This window comes from Rhizobium sp. BR 315 (genome assembly GCF_050577975.1).
GTDB classification, from domain to species: Bacteria; Pseudomonadota; Alphaproteobacteria; order Rhizobiales; family Rhizobiaceae; genus Rhizobium; species Rhizobium miluonense.
Genome location: NZ_JARWKZ010000006.1, coordinates 48,308 through 67,503, shown reverse-complemented (window position 1 = coordinate 67,503; position 19,196 = coordinate 48,308). Strand labels below are relative to the sequence as shown.

General features: G+C 61.8%; 22 protein-coding genes. 7 read left to right on the top strand and 15 right to left on the bottom strand.

All coding sequences use genetic code 11. The features are described from left to right. Positions 1–3 precede the first annotated feature (3 nt). From mdh to sdhC, 7 genes are all read right to left on the bottom strand, one after another. Positions 4–966, bottom strand: a complete 963-nt coding sequence (gene mdh / locus QD409_RS09415) for a malate dehydrogenase (protein WP_092849721.1) — start codon at positions 964–966, stop codon at positions 4–6. Positions 967–1,146: 180 nt separating this feature from the next. After that, on the bottom strand, positions 1,147–2,310 hold the full coding sequence (zapE, locus tag QD409_RS09410) for a cell division protein ZapE (protein WP_430762513.1): 1,164 nt from the start codon (positions 2,308–2,310) through the stop codon (positions 1,147–1,149). 63 nt (positions 2,311–2,373) lie between these two features. Beyond that, entirely contained in the window at positions 2,374–2,895 is a 522-nt protein-coding gene (locus QD409_RS09405; RefSeq protein WP_092849983.1) for a protease inhibitor Inh/omp19 family protein, read from the bottom strand. Positions 2,896–3,185: 290 nt separating this feature from the next. After that, positions 3,186–3,965: a succinate dehydrogenase iron-sulfur subunit gene (locus QD409_RS09400; RefSeq protein WP_092849717.1), complete on the bottom strand. Its 780-nt coding sequence runs from the start codon at positions 3,963–3,965 to the stop codon at positions 3,186–3,188. Between the two features lie 17 nt (positions 3,966–3,982). Further along, on the bottom strand, positions 3,983–5,839 hold the full coding sequence (gene sdhA, locus QD409_RS09395; protein WP_430762512.1) for a succinate dehydrogenase flavoprotein subunit: 1,857 nt from the start codon (positions 5,837–5,839) through the stop codon (positions 3,983–3,985). Between the two features lie 7 nt (positions 5,840–5,846). Beyond that, a complete protein-coding gene (sdhD, locus tag QD409_RS09390) occupies positions 5,847–6,227 on the bottom strand; it encodes a succinate dehydrogenase, hydrophobic membrane anchor protein (protein ID WP_092849709.1) in 381 nt (126 codons plus the stop codon). Positions 6,228–6,293: 66 nt separating this feature from the next. Then, complete coding sequence (gene sdhC, locus QD409_RS09385) at positions 6,294–6,692, bottom strand: succinate dehydrogenase, cytochrome b556 subunit (protein ID WP_092849701.1); 399 nt, start codon at positions 6,690–6,692, stop codon at positions 6,294–6,296. Between the two features lie 302 nt (positions 6,693–6,994). On the opposite strand from sdhC, the gene QD409_RS09380 reads away from it, so the two are divergent. Next, a complete protein-coding gene (locus tag QD409_RS09380) occupies positions 6,995–7,396 on the top strand; it encodes a hypothetical protein (protein ID WP_092849698.1) in 402 nt (133 codons plus the stop codon). An 84-nt stretch (positions 7,397–7,480) separates the two neighbouring features. Here the strand turns inward: QD409_RS09380 and QD409_RS09375 are convergent, their stop codons facing one another. The 7 genes from QD409_RS09375 to tsaD form a co-directional block, all read right to left on the bottom strand. Further along, positions 7,481–8,131, bottom strand: a complete 651-nt coding sequence (locus tag QD409_RS09375; protein WP_092849695.1) for a class I SAM-dependent methyltransferase — start codon at positions 8,129–8,131, stop codon at positions 7,481–7,483. 17 nt (positions 8,132–8,148) lie between these two features. Continuing rightward, positions 8,149–8,580: an EVE domain-containing protein gene (locus QD409_RS09370; protein WP_092849691.1), complete on the bottom strand. Its 432-nt coding sequence runs from the start codon at positions 8,578–8,580 to the stop codon at positions 8,149–8,151. Between the two features lie 3 nt (positions 8,581–8,583). Then, positions 8,584–8,877, bottom strand: a complete 294-nt coding sequence (locus QD409_RS09365; protein ID WP_092849682.1) for a YciI-like protein — start codon at positions 8,875–8,877, stop codon at positions 8,584–8,586. Positions 8,878–8,946: 69 nt separating this feature from the next. After that, positions 8,947–9,378 carry a PIN domain-containing protein gene (locus QD409_RS09360; RefSeq protein WP_092849676.1) on the bottom strand — a complete coding sequence of 144 codons (432 nt, stop codon included), beginning with the start codon at positions 9,376–9,378 and terminating at the stop codon, positions 8,947–8,949. Further along, entirely contained in the window at positions 9,375–9,674 is a 300-nt protein-coding gene (locus QD409_RS09355) for a hypothetical protein (protein ID WP_092849974.1), read from the bottom strand. The genes QD409_RS09360 and QD409_RS09355 overlap by 4 nt, the downstream gene beginning before the upstream one ends. A gap of 52 nt (positions 9,675–9,726) precedes the next feature. After that, on the bottom strand, positions 9,727–10,716 hold the full coding sequence (locus QD409_RS09350; RefSeq protein WP_092849667.1) for an NAD(P)H-dependent glycerol-3-phosphate dehydrogenase: 990 nt from the start codon (positions 10,714–10,716) through the stop codon (positions 9,727–9,729). Next, positions 10,713–11,810 carry a tRNA (adenosine(37)-N6)-threonylcarbamoyltransferase complex transferase subunit TsaD gene (gene tsaD / locus QD409_RS09345; RefSeq protein ID WP_092849658.1) on the bottom strand — a complete coding sequence of 366 codons (1,098 nt, stop codon included), beginning with the start codon at positions 11,808–11,810 and terminating at the stop codon, positions 10,713–10,715. The genes QD409_RS09350 and tsaD overlap by 4 nt, the downstream gene beginning before the upstream one ends. Positions 11,811–11,894: 84 nt before the next feature. Here tsaD and hemC point away from each other — a divergent pair, with 84 nt between their 5' ends. The 6 genes from hemC (at position 11,895) to QD409_RS09315 (ending at position 17,787) form a co-directional block, all read left to right on the top strand. After that, entirely contained in the window at positions 11,895–12,824 is a 930-nt protein-coding gene (gene hemC, locus QD409_RS09340) for a hydroxymethylbilane synthase (protein WP_092849655.1), read from the top strand. Between the two features lie 6 nt (positions 12,825–12,830). Continuing rightward, entirely contained in the window at positions 12,831–13,559 is a 729-nt protein-coding gene (locus QD409_RS09335; RefSeq protein ID WP_092849649.1) for a uroporphyrinogen-III synthase, read from the top strand. 79 nt (positions 13,560–13,638) lie between these two features. Further along, positions 13,639–14,916: a COG4223 family protein gene (locus tag QD409_RS09330; protein ID WP_430762511.1), complete on the top strand. Its 1,278-nt coding sequence runs from the start codon at positions 13,639–13,641 to the stop codon at positions 14,914–14,916. Positions 14,917–14,931: 15 nt separating this feature from the next. Continuing rightward, the gene (locus tag QD409_RS09325; RefSeq protein WP_430762510.1) at positions 14,932–16,533 is read left to right on the top strand and encodes a heme biosynthesis protein HemY; all 1,602 of its coding nucleotides are present in this window, start codon (positions 14,932–14,934) and stop codon (positions 16,531–16,533) included. A gap of 50 nt (positions 16,534–16,583) precedes the next feature. Next, on the top strand, positions 16,584–17,069 hold the full coding sequence (locus QD409_RS09320; protein WP_092849640.1) for a TerB family tellurite resistance protein: 486 nt from the start codon (positions 16,584–16,586) through the stop codon (positions 17,067–17,069). Then, on the top strand, positions 17,062–17,787 hold the full coding sequence (locus QD409_RS09315) for a glutamine amidotransferase (protein WP_092849966.1): 726 nt from the start codon (positions 17,062–17,064) through the stop codon (positions 17,785–17,787). The genes QD409_RS09320 and QD409_RS09315 overlap by 8 nt, the downstream gene beginning before the upstream one ends. Before the next feature lie 42 nt (positions 17,788–17,829). Here QD409_RS09315 and QD409_RS09310 read toward each other — a convergent pair whose 3' ends face one another. Further along, positions 17,830–19,086 (bottom strand): MFS transporter, encoded by a 1,257-nt coding sequence (locus tag QD409_RS09310; protein ID WP_092849632.1) that lies wholly within the window; start codon positions 19,084–19,086, stop codon positions 17,830–17,832. Positions 19,087–19,196: the final 110 nt, after the last annotated feature.

Sequence of the window (19,196 nt, the reverse complement as noted above, 5' to 3'; positions counted from 1 at the left end):
AAATTACTTCAGCGACGGCGCGATCGTGGCGCAAGCTTCGCAGAGGCCGGCGACGGCCGCGACCGACTTGTCGAAGGCTTCCTTCTCGGCCTTGTTCAGGTCGATCTCGATGACACGCTCGATACCGCCGGCACCGATGACGGTGGGAACACCGACATACATGTCCTTGACGCCGTACTGGCCGTCGAGGTGAGCGGCGCAAGGCAGAACGCGCTTCTTGTCCTTGAGGTAGGATTCGGCCATCGCGATGGCCGAAGCGGCCGGAGCGTAATAAGCGGAACCGGTCTTGAGCAGGCCGACGATTTCGGCGCCGCCGTCACGGGTGCGCTGGATGATTTCTTCGAGGCGCTCGCTGGTGAGCCAGCCCATGGTGACGAGGTCCGTCAGCGGGATGCCGGCAACGGTGGAGTAGCGAGCGAGCGGAACCATCGAGTCGCCATGGCCACCGAGAACGAAAGCGGTGACGTCTTCGACGGAAACGTTGAATTCCTTGGCGAGGAAGAGACGGAAGCGCGACGAGTCGAGCACGCCGGCCATGCCGACGACTTTGTTGGCCGGGAGGCCCGAGAACTTCTGCAGCGCCCAGACCATGGCGTCGAGCGGGTTGGTGATGCAGATCACGAAAGCATTCGGGGCATACTTCTTGATGCCGGCGCCGACCTGCTCCATGACCTTGAGGTTGATACCGAGAAGATCGTCGCGGCTCATGCCCGGCTTGCGGGGAACGCCGGCGGTGACGATGCAGACGTCAGCGCCTTCGATCGCGGAATAGTCACTGGCACCGGTGAGGTTGGCGTCGAAGCCTTCGACCGGAGAAGACTGGGCGATGTCGAGACCCTTGCCCTGGGGAATGCCGTCCGCGATGTCGAACAGGACGATGTCGCCCAGTTCCTTCAGGCCGGCGAGATGCGCCAGCGTGCCACCAATCATGCCAGAACCAATAAGTGCGATCTTGTTGCGCGCCATTTCGGTGTATCCTTTGCGATCAAAATCCGTGGCGGGACGCCGAGCAAGGCATCCACAATAGCCGTCAATCGCATAGACCCAAAGGCGGAAATTGGCAATTGATTATTTTGGGAGCAGCGATTTCAATCGGTTAGATCGAAAAATTCTTACGTAAACGTAAGTCATCGTGTCACCGAAATGTTATTCGGCGGCCCGTCTTGCCGGAGTCTGGGCAAGATACTCGGCGCTGCGCATCTCGAAAAGCCGCGACGCCGTGCGGTCGAATTCGAAACCTTCCGTCCCTCGCCGCACCTCCAAGAGATGCTCCGGCATGGCAGCCGCAGAGACATAAAGGCGGATGCTGTGATCGTAGAGCGTGTCGACGAGGATGATGAAACGCTTCGTCTGATTGCGCTTTTCCGGCCCCAGCATCGGCACCCGATCGAGGAAGATCGTGTCGAAGCGTTCGGCGATGGCGAGGAAATCGGCAGGCCCCAGCGGTGCCTCGCAGAGATCGGCGAAGGAGAACCGCGCCATGCGGTCGACCGCGAGCGGCACATGGATGGAGCGCCCCTTCATCGGGATCTCCATCGGCTGCGCCTTGCGCCCATGCAGCGCCTGCACCCAGGACGCATCCATCGCCATATCGGTGCGCTGGTCGAGCGGCGTCAGATAGACGGGCTGGCTGTTCAGCTTCTCCATGCGGTAATCGGTCGGCGAATCCAGCGTCACCACATCGACATGGCGCTTCAGCAGATCGATGAAGGGCAGAAACAGGCTGCGATTGAGCCCGTCGCGATAGAGATTGTCCGGCTCGACATTCGAGGTCGCGACCAGCACGCAGCCGAGCGAGAACAGCTCGGCAAACAGCCGCGACAGGATCATCGCATCGGCAATATCTGTGACGGTGAACTCGTCGAAACAAAGCAGTTCGGCTTCGGCGTAGAGGTCGGCGGCAACGGGCGGCAGAGGATCGGTCTGCTTGGTCTCGCCGTTCTTGAATTTCCGCCGCTGCGCCGCGATGCGATTATGCACATCGGTCATGAACTCGTGAAAATGCGCCCGACGCTTCTTCTCGCAGGGCGCCATAGAGAAGAACATGTCCATCAACATGGTCTTACCGCGTCCGACGCTGCCGTGAATGTAGAGACCTTTGGTCGCCTCGACCGACTTTCTGCGGGCAGCAAACATCCAGCCGAGCGCGCTGGATTTGGCGGCGGGCCGCTTCCGCTTGAGATCGGCAAGCACGCGATCGAGCATTTTCGCCACATCCATCTGCGCCGAATCCACCTGCAAGGATCCGGATGCCGTCAGCGCCTTCAGATGTTCGCAGACGCTGATCGAGTAGTCTGGCATGGGCTGCATGGGGAAATATCCGCCTGTGCAAATTGGGGGCGCACGCAAGCGGTGCAGCCCCTTAAGATAAGCTTATCGGCTGAGGCTGAGCGGCTGACCGGACGCGGTCGAGCCATCAAAGCGCGAATCGGCCGTCTTGTAGATCGTGCCGATCGTGGAGCCGTCGCGATTTTTCAGGAGAACCTGCTTGCCGGAAACTTCCCACGAACCCATCGCAGTGAGTTCGCCCGAGCAACCGCGCGTACCACCGCGCGAACCGCTGCCGAGATTGGTAAGCGTCAGGAACATGTCGCAGCTCGATCCGCCGTTGCTCACCTTCCAGCTGCCGACCATCGATTCCTTGGTGACGTCCATGGCGGAAGCGGCCATCGCCTGCTGCTGCTGCGGATTGCCTGCATTCGGGGCGCCCGTCGGTGCGGCCGGGAATTGCGAACCGTTCGCACCGCCTGCGGGAGGAAGCTGGCTGGATTGCACGGGATTAACAGGCTGGGCCTGCAGTGGCGGGGCTGAATAACTGTCGTTGTATGCCGTGCGCTGGCAACCGGCAAGCGACAGGCCTATCGCCGCAGCCGTCACTGCATATCTGAACTGCATCATCACACTCCTAGTTATTTGTCCACCGCTGACATTCGCAAAGTGATGCTCAATGACGTGGGAATTATCGTATTTCACTTTGGTTAATCAAGTCGATACCGCGATAAATTGCCGTGAGGCCATAGCCGGACAAGAATCGGGTGGTTTCAAGGCTTGATCCGGCAAACCTTACGCAAACAAAATCGGAAGACGAATTCAGCATCTCGTGGTCATCCCAGCCAATCTAGCAGGACTGCGATCCGGCCTCGCCTCGCAGACGGATCCGAATGCGAGGCAAACCAAACGGCGGATTAGATCCGCCGCTCGACCATCATCTTCTTGATTTCGGCGATTGCCTTTGCCGGGTTCAGACCCTTCGGGCAGGTCTGCGCGCAGTTCATGATCGTGTGGCAGCGATAGAGGCGGAAGGGATCCTCGAGATTGTCGAGGCGCTCGCCCTTGGCTTCGTCTCTGGAGTCGATCAGCCAGCGGTAGGCCTGCAGCAGGACGGCCGGACCGAGATAGCGGTCGCCGTTCCACCAATAGCTCGGACAGGAGGTCGAGCAGCAGGCGCACAGGATGCACTCGTAGAGACCGTCGAGCTTCAGGCGGTCTTCATGGCTCTGCTTCCATTCCTTGGCCGGCGGCGGCGATACCGTCTTCAGCCAGGGCTCGATCGAGCGATGCTGCGCGTAGAAGTTCGTCAGATCCGGCACGAGATCCTTGACGACTGGCATATGCGGCAGCGGGTAGATCTTCACCGTGCCCTTGATCTCATCCAGACCCTTGGTGCAGGCGAGCGTGTTCGTGCCGTCGATGTTCATCGCGCAGGAGCCGCAAATGCCTTCGCGACAGGAGCGGCGCAGCGTCAGCGTCGGATCGATCTTGTTCTTGATGTAGAGCAGTCCGTCGAGCACCATCGGACCGCAATCGTCGATATCGATATAGTAGGTATCGATGCTCGGGTTCTGGCCGTCATCCGGGCTCCAGCGATAGACGCGGAATTCGCGCGTATTCTTGGCGCCGACCGGCTTTGGCCAGACCTTGCCTTCGCGCATCTGAGAGTTCTTGGGGAGAGCGAGTTCAACCATGGTCAGTTCCTCTCAGATCAGTACACGCGCGCCTTCGGCTCGATCTTGTGCGGATCGATGCCTTCGGCGATCAGGTCGGTGTGAACGGGACGATAGTCGAGCTTCACGTCGCCGGCGTCGTTGACCCAGGCAAGCGTGTGCTTGCGCCAGTTCTCGTCGTCGCGGCCGGCGAACTTGCCCTCGGTGTAATCCTCGCGAGCATGCGAGCCGCGGCTTTCCTTGCGGGCCTCGGCGCCGTAGATCGTCGTGATGGCGTTGGCCATCAGATTGTGCAGTTCGAGCGTCTCGACGAGGTCCGAGTTCCAGATCAGCGAACGGTCGGTGACCTTGATGTCGGGCAGGTCCTTCCAGATCTCCGAAAGGCGGCGGCAGCCGGACTCCAGCGATTCCTGGGTGCGGAACACGGCGGCGTCTTCCTGCATGGCGCGCTGCATCTTCTCGCGCAGCGCCGCCGTCGGCGTCGAGCCGCTGGCGTGACGCAGGCGATCGAAGCGATCCATGATCTTGTCGCAGGCTGCAACGTTGACCGCCGGCACTGGACCATCGCGGTCGATGACCTGACCGGCGCGGATGGCGGCGGCGCGGCCGAAGACGACAAGGTCGATCAGCGAGTTGGAGCCGAGGCGGTTGGCGCCGTGCACCGAAGCGCAGCCGGCTTCGCCGACTGCCATCAGGCCCGGGAGCACACGCTCCGGATTGTTGCTGTCAGCATTCAGCACTTCGCCCCAATAGTTCGTGGGAATGCCGCCCATATTATAGTGAACGGTCGGCAGGACCGGGATCGGATCGCGGGTCACGTCGACACCGGCGAAGATGCGGGCGCTCTCGGAAATGCCCGGCAGGCGCTCGTGCAGCACGGCCGGATCGAGATGGTCGAGATGCAGGAAGATGTGGTCCTTGTTCTTGCCGACGCCGCGACCCTCGCGGATTTCCAGCGTCATGCAGCGCGAAACGACGTCACGCGAGGCAAGGTCCTTGGCCGAAGGAGCGTAGCGCTCCATGAAACGCTCGCCCTCGGAATTGACGAGATAGCCGCCTTCGCCGCGCGCGCCTTCGGTGATCAGGCAGCCCGAACCGTAGATGCCGGTCGGATGGAACTGAACGAATTCCATGTCCTGCAGCGGCAGGCCGGCGCGGGCCACCATGCCGCCGCCGTCGCCGGTGCAGGTATGGGCAGACGTTGCCGAGAAATAGGCGCGGCCGTAGCCGCCGGTCGCCAGCACCACCATCTTGGCGGCGAAGCGATGGATCGTGCCGTCATCGAGGCACCAGGCGACGACGCCGGTGCAACGGCTGCCATCGTCGGACATGATGAGGTCGAGCGCGAAATATTCGATGAAGAATTCGGCATTGTTGCGCAGCGACTGGCCGTAGAGCGTGTGCAGGATGGCGTGGCCGGTACGGTCGGCCGCCGCGCAGGTGCGCTGCACCGGCGGTCCTTCGCCGTAGTTCTGCATGTGGCCGCCGAACGGGCGCTGGTAGATCTTGCCTTCTTCGTTACGCGAGAAGGGCACGCCGTAATGCTCGAGTTCGTAGACGGCCTTCGGCGCTTCCATGACCATGTACTGCATGGCGTCGACGTCGCCGAGCCAGTCGGAGCCCTTGACGGTGTCGTAGAGATGCCACTGCCAGCTGTCGGGCGTCATGTTGCGCAGCGAAGCGGCAATACCGCCCTGGGCGGCGACGGTATGCGAACGGGTCGGGAAGACCTTGGTGATGCAGGCGGTGCGGAAGCCCTGTTCGGCCATGCCGAGCGTGGCGCGCAGGCCGGCGCCGCCGGCGCCGACGACGATCACGTCATAGGAGTGATCGACGTACTTATAGGCTTTCCCATTTTGAGCAGGCCCATTCTGAGCGGATGAGTTCGGTGCCATGATGCATTTATCCTACGAACGCGATCTTCAGAATGGCGAAAAGACAGAGCCCCGCCAGAATGACCGAGAAAAACGTGTTGAGCATGAGAAGGACGATCTTGCCGAATTCGCCGTGCACATAGTCCTCGATGATGACCTGCATACCGAGCTTCATGTGAATGATGCCGGAGATCACCATCAGGCCCATGATGACCGCGACGATCGGGTTCGACAGCGCGTGCACGACTTCCGCGTAGGGCGCGCCGGCATAGATCAACAGGAAGATGACGAAGAAAATGAAGAGCGGAACGTTGGCGACGGCGGTCAGGCGCTGGCGCCAGAAATGATCGGTGCCTTCCTTGGCGGAACCGAGACCGCGGACTTTGCCCAAAGGGGTGCGCATATCCATGAGAAATATCCTCTAAAGCATAATCCCGAAAGGCATCCCTGCGCTTTCGGAAACGATCATGCCAGTTCAACCCAGCCGGATGGCGATGCCGATGACCCAGACCAGTACGGTCAGACAGATCGAGGCGATGATCGTGATCTTGGCCATCTTCGTCGAAACGGCAGGGTCGAAACCATAGCCGAGATCCCAGACGAAATGGCGCATCCCGCCGAGCATGTGATGCAGCAGCGCCCAAGTATAGCCAAACAGGATGATCCGGCCGACGATCGTGCCCATGATCCAGTTGACCAGGTCGAAATAGCCCTGACCGGTCGCAGCGGCAATCAGCCACCAGGCAACCAGCACCGTGCCGAAGTAGAGCGCGCCGCCGGTAATACGGTGGACGATCGACATGACCATGGTGGGAATGGGTTTGTAGATTTGCAGGTGCGGCGACAGGGGCCGGTTTTGTGTGACGTTCGCCATCAGAACCTCGCGGCGTTACGATACGCTGAGAACCCGGATCTCCGGGGCAACGCGCGCACAGGGACGTGCAGTGTGCGTTGCATCATTGCGACCATTAATCGCCGAAATGCCTATCGACAAGCACTATTGATGCCTGCATCGAATTTAATCGATTCGGATCGCGCTGCACTTTAGCGAGCATGCAGCGACGGACTCCTCATTCCGGGCTATTTACCATTTCATCAACCCTGACGTGGACTTCGAGCCGTTCTTGGGGCAATCTGCCGTTAAGATTTCATTAACGGATGGAAACGGGACGAATCATGAGGCCGCATCTTTTCAAGGCAGCAGCGCTCGTTTTGACGGCAGCCGCCGCTTTTTCCTCGACATCGGCGCTCGCAGGCGAATTTCGCCACTGGCGTCACCACGATCGTTCAGGCCTCGTGCGCCTGGCGCAGATATCGTCTCCGCAGGGCTTCGGGCAACAGCAACCGGCCAGAATCATCCTTATGGAGCGGCATGAGGCCGCAAGCGCCGGCACCTATGCCGGCACTGCGGACGTCTATCAGGCCAATGGCGGCACCTATATTGTCGGCTACGGTGGCTACAATCCCTATGCGCGTCCTGTCGCAGTACAGCCAAGGCCGCGCGCCAAGGTCATCAATGTCCGCTACGCCGCCGATCCCTGCTCGCATGAAGCCGGCGTCTGCGTGATTCGGCCCTAACGCCGTCCGATCCAAGCCAGGAAAGTTGCGTCGCGGTTTTCCGCCCAGAATGCTGCGAAAGCGATTGCACGACGCTTGACCGCTCTACCCGGCGAGAAATCGCCAGACGGTCGTCTTCTTGACCTCGCTATCCTCCAGTGCCCGCGTGACCGGCACCTGATAGGTCGCCTTTGCCTCGAGGCGATCCTTGGGAAGATAGGCCCGGCCGGGATCGCCGACCAGAGCGGTCCTCCCTTCGCCCGCCAACCGGCGCAGCCAGGGAACGAGGCTTGCAGCAAAATCGCGATCGTAGAAGACGTCACCGGCGAGAATGACATCCGTCTCCACAGCACGGCCGATAATATCGTCGCCGGAAAACTCCAGATCGACGCCATTTTCAACGGCATTGAGCTGGATTGCCGTGCCCGCCCACGGATCGATATCGACGGCAAGCACATGGCTTGCCCCTGCACGCCTGGCCGCGATGGCGACAAGCCCGGAGCCGCTGGCAAAATCCAGCACGGTTTTGCCCGTCACGGTCTCCGGATGATCGAGGATGTAGCGCGCCAAACCCTGGCCACCCGCCCAGGCAAAGGCCCAGAAGGGCGGCGGCAGACCGATCTCTTCCAGCTCCTCCTCGGTCTTCAGCCAGAGTTCATGGGCTTCGCTCGCGAGATGCAACCGGATTTCCGGCACATGCGGCGGCGCCATCAGGCTGGTGTTAGCACGGATAAAGCTTTCCGGATCGGTTTTCACAACGTCCTTCAGCCGGGTTAGACCGGCGGGTTGTCCAGACCGCCCATGCGGCAGACTTCGAGCCATTCCTCATCCGTCACCGGCTGCACCGAAAGCCGCATGGAGGTGACCAGCGCCATTTGCGAAAGCTTCGGATTGGCTTTGACGTCCTTCAGGGACACGGGCTTGGGCATGTCGCGGACGGCGCGGATGTCGACGCATTCCCAGCGAAGATCGTCCTTGGCGGTCGAATCCGGATGCGCCAGCGCGCAGACTTCGACGATGCCGACGACCTCGAGCCCATCATTGGAATGATAGAAGAAGCCCTTGTCGCCGATCTGCATGGCCCGCATGTTGTTGCGGGCGAGATAGTTGCGCACGCCGGTCCACTCGGTCCCCTTGTCGCCGGCATCCTTTTGCTGCTGCCAGGACCAGGAGGCCGGTTCGGATTTATAAAGCCAGTGCGCCATTCCTCATGCCTCCGGATTGTTGAAGACCCAGTTGAACGGCTTGATTTCGACGCTCTCGAACAAGCCGGCCTTGGTATAAGGGTCGGCATCCGCGATCGCGACCGCCGCTTCGACGCTATCGACCTTGACGACCACCAGACTGCCGTTCGGCTTGCCTTCGGCATCGAGGAACGGACCTGCCATCTTCAGCGTGCCTTCGGCATTGAGCTTGTTCAGATACTCCAGATGCGCCGGGCGCGTCTCCATGCGGACGTTCAGGTAACCGGGCTTGTCCTTGCAGACAAAGGCGAACAGCATGACTTAATTCTCCCAAGGAAATCGAAATCTATCGACGATGACGGATAAAGGTTCAATCGCCCCAGGTCATCACATTTCTGCGCGAAGGGGATTGATGATATCGAGGCCCCAGAAGTCGGCTTCATTACCCGTGGCGATAGTGCATTCGTTCGCGATTGCGGCAGAAGCGATCAACATGTCCATCGGGTCACGCTGCCTTCCCACCGCCCTGCCTTCGGCCATAAGCTGCGCCCAAATCAAAGCGGCATTCTCATCAAAGGGAAGAATGCGGCCTGCAAAATACGCTTGAGGTCCCTGACCGCCGAGAAACCATGCCTCAAGATCATCACGCTTGCGTCCCACCGGCATGATCAGGATGCCACGCTGAATTTCAGCGATCGTGGACGCTGCGATGAAAAGATCGTCATCCAGTTGAGCCTCGAACCATCGCACGAGGTTAGGCGACGGTTCGGGTTTGATCGTGTTGCTGATGATATTGGTATCGAGCAAATAGCGGGTCAAAGATCGATCTCGCGCACCTTGCCCTTAACCCTTTCAAGATCGATATCGGTCCCGACAAGGGGCGAGCTGCGTAGCCAGGCGTAAACGCCGCCTTTTTTCGGCGGGTCTCCTGAAACGGTCTTGGTCAGTACATCGCGAAGTCGGGCCGATTCAGTTCCGCCTTCTGCCAATCGCCGTGCCATCTCTCTAATAAGAGTACGGTCGGCATCAAGCCCGAGCACCTCGAAGCGAGCGAGACCGCGCTCTCCGAGACGAGAACGGTAGTTCTGAATTGCGCGCTTTTGCGAGTTACTCATAGCCGCTCCCTGTATATCCAGTAATATATCCAGGGCGACGCCGACATTCAAGCTATTCCGTGGTAATCGGCCGCGTCATCAATTGCCCGATGGCGGCTGTTATGTCGAGCTTGCCATCGATGATGGCCGAAACTGCGTCGGTAATCGGCATGTCGACGCCGAGTTCGCCGGCGAGCCGCGCGGCGATGGAAGCAGCATAAGCGCCCTCGACCAAGGTGCCATGCGCCGGATCGACGGTGTCTCCCTGGCCAAGCGCGATACCGAATCTGAGATTGCGGGATTGATGGCTGGTCGCCGTCAGCACGAGGTCTCCGAGGCCCGAAAGCCCGCGCACCGTTTCCGCCTTGCCGCCCTTGGCCGCGACGAAGCGCGACATTTCGGCAAGCCCGCGGCTGATCAGTGCGGCGCGCGCAGAATCGCCGATGCCCCGCCCCTCGACGATGCCGCAGGCAATGGCCAGCACATTCTTCAGCGCGCCGCCGAGCTGCACGCCGATACGGTCATCCGATGCATAGAGACGGAAGGTCGGGCCGGAAATTGCCTGGGCAAGCCTTTCGGCCACGGCCATGTCGGCAGCGGCGATCGCCATGGCCGTCGGCAGGCCCTTGGCGATATCGGCGGCAAAGCCCGGCCCGGAGAGCACGGCGATCGCATGCTGCGGCAGCTCGCGCTCCAGCATGTCAGTCAGAAGATCGCCGGAAAGCTTGTCGATACCCTTGGCGCAGGTAACGACGATGGCATCCTTGGCGAGATAAGGTCCATAATGCCGGGCAGCATCGGCCTGCGCCTGCGAGGGCATGGCGAAAAGGACGATACCGGCATTGGAAACGGCATCCGCATCGGCCGAGAACTGCAGCGAATCCGGAAGCTCGATCCCGGGCAGAACGGCATCATGCATGCGATCGGCGGCAAGATCCGTCATCAGCCCCGCATTGCGCCCGACGAGCGTCACGTCGCTGCGGCCGGTCAGCGCGATGACGGCCGCGAGCGCCGTGCCGAAGGCACCTGCACCGATGACTGCGATCCTCTCATTGCCGCTCATGCCTTCGCTCCTCGTTTGCCATGGCCCAGTAGGGTTTCAGCCTTCTGATCCAGCGGCCAGCGCGAGCGCGGCTGCACATCGAGATCGTCAGGAGCAACACCCGTCGCCATGCGCTCGAGCCCCGCCCAGGCGATCATGACGGCATTGTCAGTACACAATCTCAATGGCGGCGCGATGAAACGAAAGCCATTAGCATCGCAAAGCTCCTGCAGCGTGCGGCGCAGTTCGAGATTGGCGGCAACGCCGCCGGCCACGACAAGCGACGGCTTTTCCGCCGTCTTGGGAAACTCCGTCTTGAAGCGCTGCAAGCCGCGGCCGATCCGGTCCTTCAACGTGCGCGAGATCGCCTTCTGGAAGGAGGCGCAGATATCGGCGATGTCCTGCTCCGTCACCGGCGCGATTGCCGTAGCCGCCTGTCGCACGGCCGTCTTCAGGCCGGAAAAGGAAAAATCGAGGCGCGTTTCGCCGACCAGCGGTCGCGGCAGATCGAAGCGGTCCGGATTGCCGTTCTTGGCGGCTGCCTCGACCGCCGGGCCACCAGGATAGGGCAATCCCAGAAGCTTGGCCGTCTTGTCGAAGGCTTCACCAAGGGCGTCGTCGATGGTCGTGCCCCAACGCTCATATTGGCCGACGCCGCGCACGAGGATAAGCTGGGTATGGCCGCCGGAAACGAGCAGCATGAGATAGGGAAAGGCTAGCCCGTCCGTCAGCCGCGCCGTCAAGGCATGGCCTTCCAGATGGTTGATGGCGTATAATGGTTTGCCTGTCGCACGCGAGATCGCCTTGCCGGTCATCAAGCCGACGAGCAGCCCACCGATGAGACCGGGACCGGAGGTGGCGGCAATGGCATCGACGTCCGAGAGCGACACATTGGCGCGTTTCAATGCTTCGTCGATCAGCGTATCCAGCGCCTCGACATGCGCCCGCGCAGCGATTTCCGGCACGACGCCGCCATAGGCGCTATGTTCGTCCAGCTGGCTGAGGACGACATCGGAACAAACCGTGGGCGTGCCGTCATCCCGGCGTTCGACAATGGCTGCAGCGGTTTCGTCACAGCTTGTTTCGATGCCGAGAATACGAAGAATGGACGCCATGGAGAAAGTTCGTTGCCTACAGGTCGATTGCGATAAAGCGGAAATATGGTTACGGGAACTGTCGGTAACAACGGATCAAAGCGGATGCAAACAAAACCTTTCCGGATCGGCACGCGGGGCAGCCCGCTGGCGCTCGCCCAGGCGCACGAGGCGCGTGACCGCCTGATGGCAGCGCATGGCCTTCCGGAGGAGATGTTCGAAATCGTCGTTCTCACCACCAAGGGCGACCGCATCACCGACCGGTCGCTGGCGGCAATCGGTGGCAAGGGCCTGTTCACGGAGGAGCTCGAAGAAAAGCTGACCTCCGGCGAACTCGACTTTGCCGTGCACTCGGCCAAGGACATGGCGACGAAGCTGCCCGACGGGCTGGCGCTTAACGCCTACCTACCCCGCGAAGACATTCGCGATTCCGTCATTGGCCGCACAGCACCGAAATTGATCGACCTGCCGCACGGCGCAACCGTCGGCTCGGCCTCGCTGCGCCGCCAGGCGCTGGTCCGCCGCCTGCGCCCGGATATCAACGTCATCACCTTCCGCGGCTCGGTCCAGACCCGCCTTCGCAAGCTGGAAGAGGGACAGGCGGATGCGACGCTGCTCGCCGTTGCCGGCCTGAAGCGGCTCGGCAATGTCGAGGTCATCACCGAAATCCTCGATCCAGACGAATTCCCGCCGGCGCCGGCACAAGGCGCGATCACCATCGAAAGCCGCATCGACGACAAGAGGACGAGCGACCTGCTGGTCGCCATCAATGATGCACAGACCTTCGATGCTGTATCCTGCGAGCGCGCCTTCCTGGCGGCACTCGACGGTTCCTGTCGCACGCCGATTGCCGGCTACGCGATCTGCGAGGGGGATCATCTGCGGTTCTTTGGCATGATCCTGACGCCGGATGGCAAGCAGGTGCACACCACCACTATCGAGGGCCATCGCCGCGATGCCGAGGCGCTCGGCGTCAATGCCGGCCAGGCGATTCGTACCGAAGCGGGCAGCACCTTCTTCGAAGACTGGGTCTGACATCCAATGCGCGTCGTCGTCACCCGCCCGCTACTTTCGGGTGAACGCACCATCGGACGACTGGCGCGGATGGGCCACGAAGCATTGTTGCTGCCATTGGCAGAGCCGATCCATCATGTCGACGATGCGAGACGCGCACTCCTGGAAACCCGGGGCGCCATCGCCGTCACCAGCGCCGAAGCGGTTCGGGTTCTGGCCGCGTTGGGGGCCGATGTCGCACAGCACCTCGGCCGCCCGGTCTTTGCCGTCGGCAAGGTAACGGCCAAGGAGGCAGCCGCCCTCGGCTTCATCGATATTGCCGCATCGGAAGGCGGCGGCACCGAGCTGGCGGCTCTGATTTCCGGTCATGCGGCCAACCCTGCCGAAAGCCCCCTCCTCTATCTCGCGGGCCACCCCCGCGCTGCCGGTTTCGAAGCCGGATTGACTAAGCTGAAGCGACCTTTCCGCACGGTGGAATGCTATAGGATGCGCGATGTCATCCCCGAGGATGGTGCCCTTCGCCGACTTTTCGTCGACCCGCAGGCAGACGCGGTATTGTTTTATTCCCAGCAGACGGCGCAGCGCTTTTTCAGCTTGCCCTTCGTGCAGGAAAACCCAGCGATCTTCGCGGGGACACGTTTCCTCTGCCTGAGCGAAGCCATTGCCGAAGCGGTTCCGGCCGGCATGCGTCCACACATCGCCATCGCCGACACGCCGGATGAAGACCGACTTCTGGCGCTGCTTGTCGCAGGGTAAGGCCGCAATTTTGATCTAAGCTCTTTCCATAATCGCGTTGTCTGTCTAACTTCGTTGCAGCGCATGAAAAGAGGACCTCATGGTACCGGGAAAACCGCCTAACCATTCGAAGCCCAACAACGAGCCGGTCACGATCGATCTGGAAGCCGAAAAAACTGCGCAGAGCGCAGCCTCCGAGGATATCACGGAGCGCAGCCACGGCGAATTCGGCTCATCCTCCGCCAATGAAGTGGAAATGCCGCTCGAAACGGACAAGGAGCCGCTTCGCGAGGAAGCTCGGGGGTCGATCTTCGCCTCCGCCCCGGAAGAACAGCAAACGACGGCACAGCAAGCAAAGCAGGCGGAGCCTGCGCCTTCCGTTGCCGAGCGGCCACAGCAGCAGCTACGGCGTGAAGGTTCAACCTCCGGCCTGATCGCCGCCGGTATCGTCGGCGGCCTGATCGCACTCGTCGGCGCCGGAGCCCTGCAATATGCCTGTTTCCTGCCCGGCGGCCGCGCCGGCAAGGACGCATCTGCCGATATCACGGCATTGAATGCAGAAATCGACGGTCTCAAACACAGCATCGCCAATCTCGCCGCAGCACCTGCAGCAAAGCCGGACGAGGCGCTTGTCGCCCGCGTATCGGCGCTCGAGACGCGTGCTGCCGGCGCCTCTTCGGCAGGCGGATCAAGCGGAGCCGCAAATCCGGCTTCCGATCAGAAGATCGCTTCGCTGAGCGGCGAAGTTGAGCAGCTGAAAGCCGATCTCAGCAAGGCCACCCAGAGCCAGGCCACCTCCGATGCCGAAGTCAGCAAGCGTCTCGACAACGCCGAAAAGAAGCTGAGCGGGCCAAGCCAGGAAAGCGCCGTTGCCCGCGCTATCGCGGCGGCCGCCCTGAAGGCTGCGATCGATCGCGGCGGCCCCTTCCGGCCAGAACTCGATACCTTCGCCAATGTCGCGTCTGACGACCCTGCCGTCGCCGATCTCAAGAATTTCGCCCAGACCGGCGTTCCCTCGCGCGCCGATTTGATCCGCCAGGTCACCGATGTCGCGACCGCCATCGTCGCCACCGCGCAGAACGACAATCCGAACCAGAGCTGGAGCGATCGGCTGATGTCGAGCGCCAAGTCCCTGGTGCAGGTGCGCCCTGTCGGCAACGTCCCGGGCGACAGCGTCGATGCGATCGCCGCGCGTTTCGAAGACAAGGTGAAGAATGGCGATCTGCCGGGCGCGGTCAACGAGTGGAACAGCCTGCCCGATGCCGCCAAGTCGGCCTCCGCCGCCTTCAAGCAGTCGCTGGAAGCCCGCATCCGAGTTGAGGATCTGGTAAGCGATGCGCTGTCGAAGGCAATCGCCAATACCGGAAAGCAGAACTAGGGACGGAGCGCAGCAATGATCAGACTGCTTATCTTCGCCATTCTCGTCCTCGCTCTCGGCTATGGTTTTTCCTGGCTGGCGGATCGGCCCGGCGACCTCTCGCTGGTTTGGGAAGGCCAGCTTTACCGGACCAGATTGATCGTTGCCGCAGCGATCTTGATCGCATTGGTCGCGGCCGTCATGATCCTCTGGTGGTTCGTGCGGCTGATCTGGACTTCGCCACATTCCGTCACCCGCTATTTCCGCGCCCGCAAGCGCGATCGCGGCTACCAGGCGCTGTCCACGGGGCTAATTGCCGCCGGCGCCGGCAATGCCCTGCTCGCCCGAAAAATGGCGGCGCGCACGCGCGGCCTGATCCGCGCCGATCAGGAGCCGCTCATCAATCTGCTTGAGGCCCAGGCGGCATTGATCGAAGGCAAACATGACGAGGCTCGTCAGAAGTTCGAGCTGATGGCGAACGATCCCGAAACGCGCGAGCTCGGTCTGCGCGGCCTCTACCTCGAAGCCAGGCGTCTCGGCGCGCATGAAGCCGCGCGGCAATATGCCGAGAAGGCGGCCGACCAGGCCCCCTACCTGCCCTGGGCGGCACAAGCGACGCTGGAATATCGCAGCCAGTCCGGTCGCTGGGATGATGCCATCAAGCTTCTCGACCAGCAGAAGGTTGCCCACGTCGTCGACAAGACCACGGCCAATCGCCAACGCGCCGTGCTTTTGACGGCACGCGCCAACGACAGACTGGAGAGCGATCCGGCCGGCGCGCGCGACGATGCGCTGGCTGCACTGAAGCTTGTGACCGATTTCGTGCCTGCGGCGCTGATCGCGGCCAGGGCCTTGTTTCGCGAGGACAAGGTGCGCAAGGCGGCGTCCATGCTCGAACAGGTCTGGAAGGCGGATCCAAATCCCGAGATCGGCAAGGCCTATGTGCGTGCCCGCAGCGGCGATTCCGTCACCGACCGCCTGAAGCGTGCCGAGCGGCTGGAAGCCATCCGCCCGAACAATGTCGAGGCGCTGCTGCTGACCGGAAAGGCGGCGCTGGATGCTCGCGACTTCAGCAAGGCCCGCGCCAAGGCCGAAGCAGCAGCCAGGATCGATGCCCGCGAGGGCGCCTTCCTGCTTCTGGCCGATATCGAAGAGGCCGAAACCGGCGATCAGGGGCGTATGCGCCACTGGATGGCGCAGGCGCTGCGAGCTCCGCGCGATCCGGCCTGGGTCGCCGATGGCTTCGTCTCCGAAAAATGGCTGCCGCTGTCGCCGGTCACGGGCCGCCTCGACGCCTTCGAATGGAAGGCGCCTTTCGACCAGATCGAGGGCCCGGTGGAAGAAGGTTCGGCCGTATCCGTCGATGCGGCGCTGAAATCGCTGCCGCCGGTACGCGAGACCGCAACCGTGGCCGAGACGGCGGCTTCACCGAAAGTTGCATCGCCAGCAACTAATACCTATGTCATGGGATTGGAACCGACGGCGGCGAAGTCCGCGCCGAGCGCGTCCGCTGCGTCGCGGCAGCAGATACAAAGGGAGCCGGAACCACGGCCCTTTTTCGGCGGTGCTCCCGACGACCCGGGCGTGAAAGATCGAAAACTTGAACCGGAACCCAAGACGCGGCTCAAGTTGTTCTAGAGTGCGGTACCCCAAGAACCCTACTCGGCTTGCTTTGAGAATGGATACGGATGTTCGAACGCTTTCAGGAATTCCTTCATAACCTGACCCAGGACCACCCCAAATCCGGCTTTGCACCCGACGACCCGCGCGTCGCAGTGGCAGCGCTCTGTATCCAGGTCATGGAGGCGGACGGCAAGATCGAGAACAGCGAGAAGAAGAGGCTGCGCAAGCTGCTGAAGAGCCAATATGGCCTCGAAGGCCGCCAGCTCGATGCACTGATCGCCGCCGGCCAAGAAGCCGAAAGCGAAGCCGTCGATTACTATCGTTTCACATCGGATCTGAAGCGCCATCTCGACAGTGCTCAGCGGCTCGAGCTGCTCGGCATACTCTGGGATATCGTCTATGCCGACGGCGAGCGTAGCGAGATGGAAGACCATGCGATCTGGCGCATTGCCGACCTCATGGGCATTTCCGATCGCGAGCGCATCATGAAGCGCCAGGAAGCAGCCGCACGCGTGCCCGGTTCCAGGGTGGAGACAGGCAATGATGATTGAAGCACCGAGGAGCGCCGGCCGACCGATATTGATCGTCCTGCACCAGGAGCGCTCCAGCCCCGGCCGTGTGGGCCAAATGCTGCTGGAGAAGGGCTACGATCTCGATATCCGCCGCCCGGTTCTCGGCGATCACCTGCCTTCGACGCTTTCGGCTCATGCCGGCGCCGTCATCTTCGGTGGCCCGATGAGCGCCAACGACCCGGAGGAGTTCATCAAGAGGGAGACCGACTGGCTGAAGGTTCCCCTCAAGGAGAACCGGCCCTATCTCGGCATCTGCCTCGGGGCGCAGTTGCTCGCCCGCCATCTCGGCGCCAAGGTGAAGGCGCGCGATGACGGCAAGACCGAGATCGGCTGGTATGCGCTTCAGCCGACGGAAAAGGGCCGGCTGCTGATGCGCTGGCCGCAGATGGTCTATCATTTCCATCGCGAGGGCTTCGAGCTGCCGCACGGCGCAGATCTGCTTGCCACGGCCGAGACCTACCCGAACCAGGCCTATCGCTATGGTGCCAACGCCTGGGGCCTGCAGTTTCACGCCGAACTCACGCGCGCCATGATGCAGCGCTGGGTCGTGCATGGCGAACATCGCTTCTGCATGCCGAACGCCCAGCAGGGCCGCGAGCATCTGGAAGGTCGGATGATCTTCGACGCCGCGCTCAGGGCCTGGCTGTCGGAATTCCTCGATCTCGTCTTCGAGGGCAAGCAGGCGATGGCTGCCTGAGGCGACGAAAACCTTAAATCGAAAGGGCCGCTTCCGGCAGCCTCAAGCCGGTTGCGGCTCGCCCTTGCGATCCGGCGCGTTCAAGCTGTCGATCTGGCGAAGCTGCGGGAACCCGGCCGCCCAGAGAATAGCGACCGTCAGCGTGCCGAGACCTCCGATGACGACGGCGGGGATCGCGCCGAAATAATGCGCCATGATGCCGGCTCGAAACTCGCCAAGCTCATTCGACGCCCCGACGAAGACCATGTTGACGGCATTGACGCGGCCGCGGACGTGATCCGGCGTCCAGAGCGTGATTAGGGTTTCGCGGACATAGACCGAGATCAGGTCGGATGCCCCCATGACTGCAAGAGCTGCTATCGACAGCCACGGCGTATGCGAGATGCCGAAGACCAGCGTGCCCACACCGAACAGGGCGACACCGACGAACATATAGAGGCCGGCACGGTGCCGGATGGGATAGGTCGCCAGAAACAGGCCCATGGCGATCGCGCCGAAGCTGGGGGCAGCGCGCAGGAGGCCGAGCCCCCAAGGCCCAAGCGTCAGGACATCGCGCGCATAGACCGGCATCAGCGCCACCGCACCACCGAGCAGCACGGCGAAGAGATCGAGCGAAACAGCGCCAAGCACCACTTTCTCCGACCAGATGAAGCGGAAGCCTGCGAGGATCTCGTTCATGCTTTTCGATTGCTGCGCGGCACGCTGATGCGGCTTCGGGATCAGGAAAGTCAGGATAGAGCCGGCGGCCAGGAACATCACGGCCACCGTGTAGGATGCGCTGGCACTGACGCCATAGAGCAAACCACCGGCGACAGGGCCGAGAACGGCGGCGGCATCCCAGGACATCGAGTTCCACGTCACCGCATTGGACAGATCCTGCGGCGGAATGAGGTTGGGCGCCAGCGACTGCATCGACGGTGTCATGAAGGCACGCTCGACGCCGAAAACGGCGAGGATCATGAAAACCGGCAGGGGCGCAAATGTGCCGCTGACGGTGAGGAAGAGAAGTGCCGCCGTGCACAGCATGCCGACGAAGATGCAGATCGCCGCAACCCTGCGCCTGTTATAGCGGTCGGCCACCGTACCGGTGACCAGGATCAGCAACAGGGAGGGGAGGAACTGCACAAGGCCGATCAAGCCAAGATAGGCGGGATTTCCGGTGTGGTCATACATCTGCCAGCCGACCGAGACGCTGACGATCTGGGTGGCAAAAGCTGTCAAAAACCGAGCGAAGAAGAAATAGGTATAGGCAATGTGCCTGAAGGCGGCAAACCGGTCTCCGCTGGCAGCGAACGACATGGGACGAGACTTTCCGGCGCGACAGCCGGCGCAAATGCAGACACCGGCCTTTTAAACATGATTCAACATGCTTCGGAGCATGGGACTTGCCCGTTTAGTCGTCAATGTCT

Bases quoted from the DNA above. Each gene is read 5' to 3' on its own strand.
- QD409_RS09350 (WP_092849667.1), bottom strand. From the start codon at position 10,716: ATGAGCGGCAATGAGAGGATCGCAGTCATCGGTGCAGGTGCCTTCGGC.
- tsaD (WP_092849658.1), bottom strand. From the start codon at position 11,810: ATGGCGTCCATTCTTCGTATTCTCGGCATCGAAACAAGCTGTGACGAA.
- zapE (WP_430762513.1), bottom strand. From the start codon at position 2,310: ATGCAGCCCATGCCAGACTACTCGATCAGCGTCTGCGAACATCTGAAG.
- QD409_RS09335 (WP_092849649.1), top strand. From the start codon at position 12,831: ATGCGCGTCGTCGTCACCCGCCCGCTACTTTCGGGTGAACGCACCATC.
- QD409_RS09365 (WP_092849682.1), bottom strand. From the start codon at position 8,877: ATGCTGTTCGCCTTTGTCTGCAAGGACAAGCCCGGTTACCTGAACGTC.
- QD409_RS09320 (WP_092849640.1), top strand. From the start codon at position 16,584: ATGTTCGAACGCTTTCAGGAATTCCTTCATAACCTGACCCAGGACCAC.
- QD409_RS09380 (WP_092849698.1), top strand. From the start codon at position 6,995: ATGAGGCCGCATCTTTTCAAGGCAGCAGCGCTCGTTTTGACGGCAGCC.
- QD409_RS09310 (WP_092849632.1), bottom strand. From the start codon at position 19,086: ATGTCGTTCGCTGCCAGCGGAGACCGGTTTGCCGCCTTCAGGCACATT.
- QD409_RS09325 (WP_430762510.1), top strand. From the start codon at position 14,932: ATGATCAGACTGCTTATCTTCGCCATTCTCGTCCTCGCTCTCGGCTAT.
- sdhD (WP_092849709.1), bottom strand. From the start codon at position 6,227: ATGGATATGCGCACCCCTTTGGGCAAAGTCCGCGGTCTCGGTTCCGCC.
- QD409_RS09355 (WP_092849974.1), bottom strand. From the start codon at position 9,674: ATGAGTAACTCGCAAAAGCGCGCAATTCAGAACTACCGTTCTCGTCTC.
- sdhC (WP_092849701.1), bottom strand. From the start codon at position 6,692: ATGGCGAACGTCACACAAAACCGGCCCCTGTCGCCGCACCTGCAAATC.
- hemC (WP_092849655.1), top strand. From the start codon at position 11,895: ATGCAAACAAAACCTTTCCGGATCGGCACGCGGGGCAGCCCGCTGGCG.
- QD409_RS09315 (WP_092849966.1), top strand. From the start codon at position 17,062: ATGATTGAAGCACCGAGGAGCGCCGGCCGACCGATATTGATCGTCCTG.
- sdhA (WP_430762512.1), bottom strand. From the start codon at position 5,839: ATGGCACCGAACTCATCCGCTCAGAATGGGCCTGCTCAAAATGGGAAA.
- QD409_RS09400 (WP_092849717.1), bottom strand. From the start codon at position 3,965: ATGGTTGAACTCGCTCTCCCCAAGAACTCTCAGATGCGCGAAGGCAAG.
- mdh (WP_092849721.1), bottom strand. From the start codon at position 966: ATGGCGCGCAACAAGATCGCACTTATTGGTTCTGGCATGATTGGTGGC.
- QD409_RS09405 (WP_092849983.1), bottom strand. From the start codon at position 2,895: ATGCAGTTCAGATATGCAGTGACGGCTGCGGCGATAGGCCTGTCGCTT.
- QD409_RS09330 (WP_430762511.1), top strand. From the start codon at position 13,639: ATGGTACCGGGAAAACCGCCTAACCATTCGAAGCCCAACAACGAGCCG.
- QD409_RS09370 (WP_092849691.1), bottom strand. From the start codon at position 8,580: ATGGCGCACTGGCTTTATAAATCCGAACCGGCCTCCTGGTCCTGGCAG.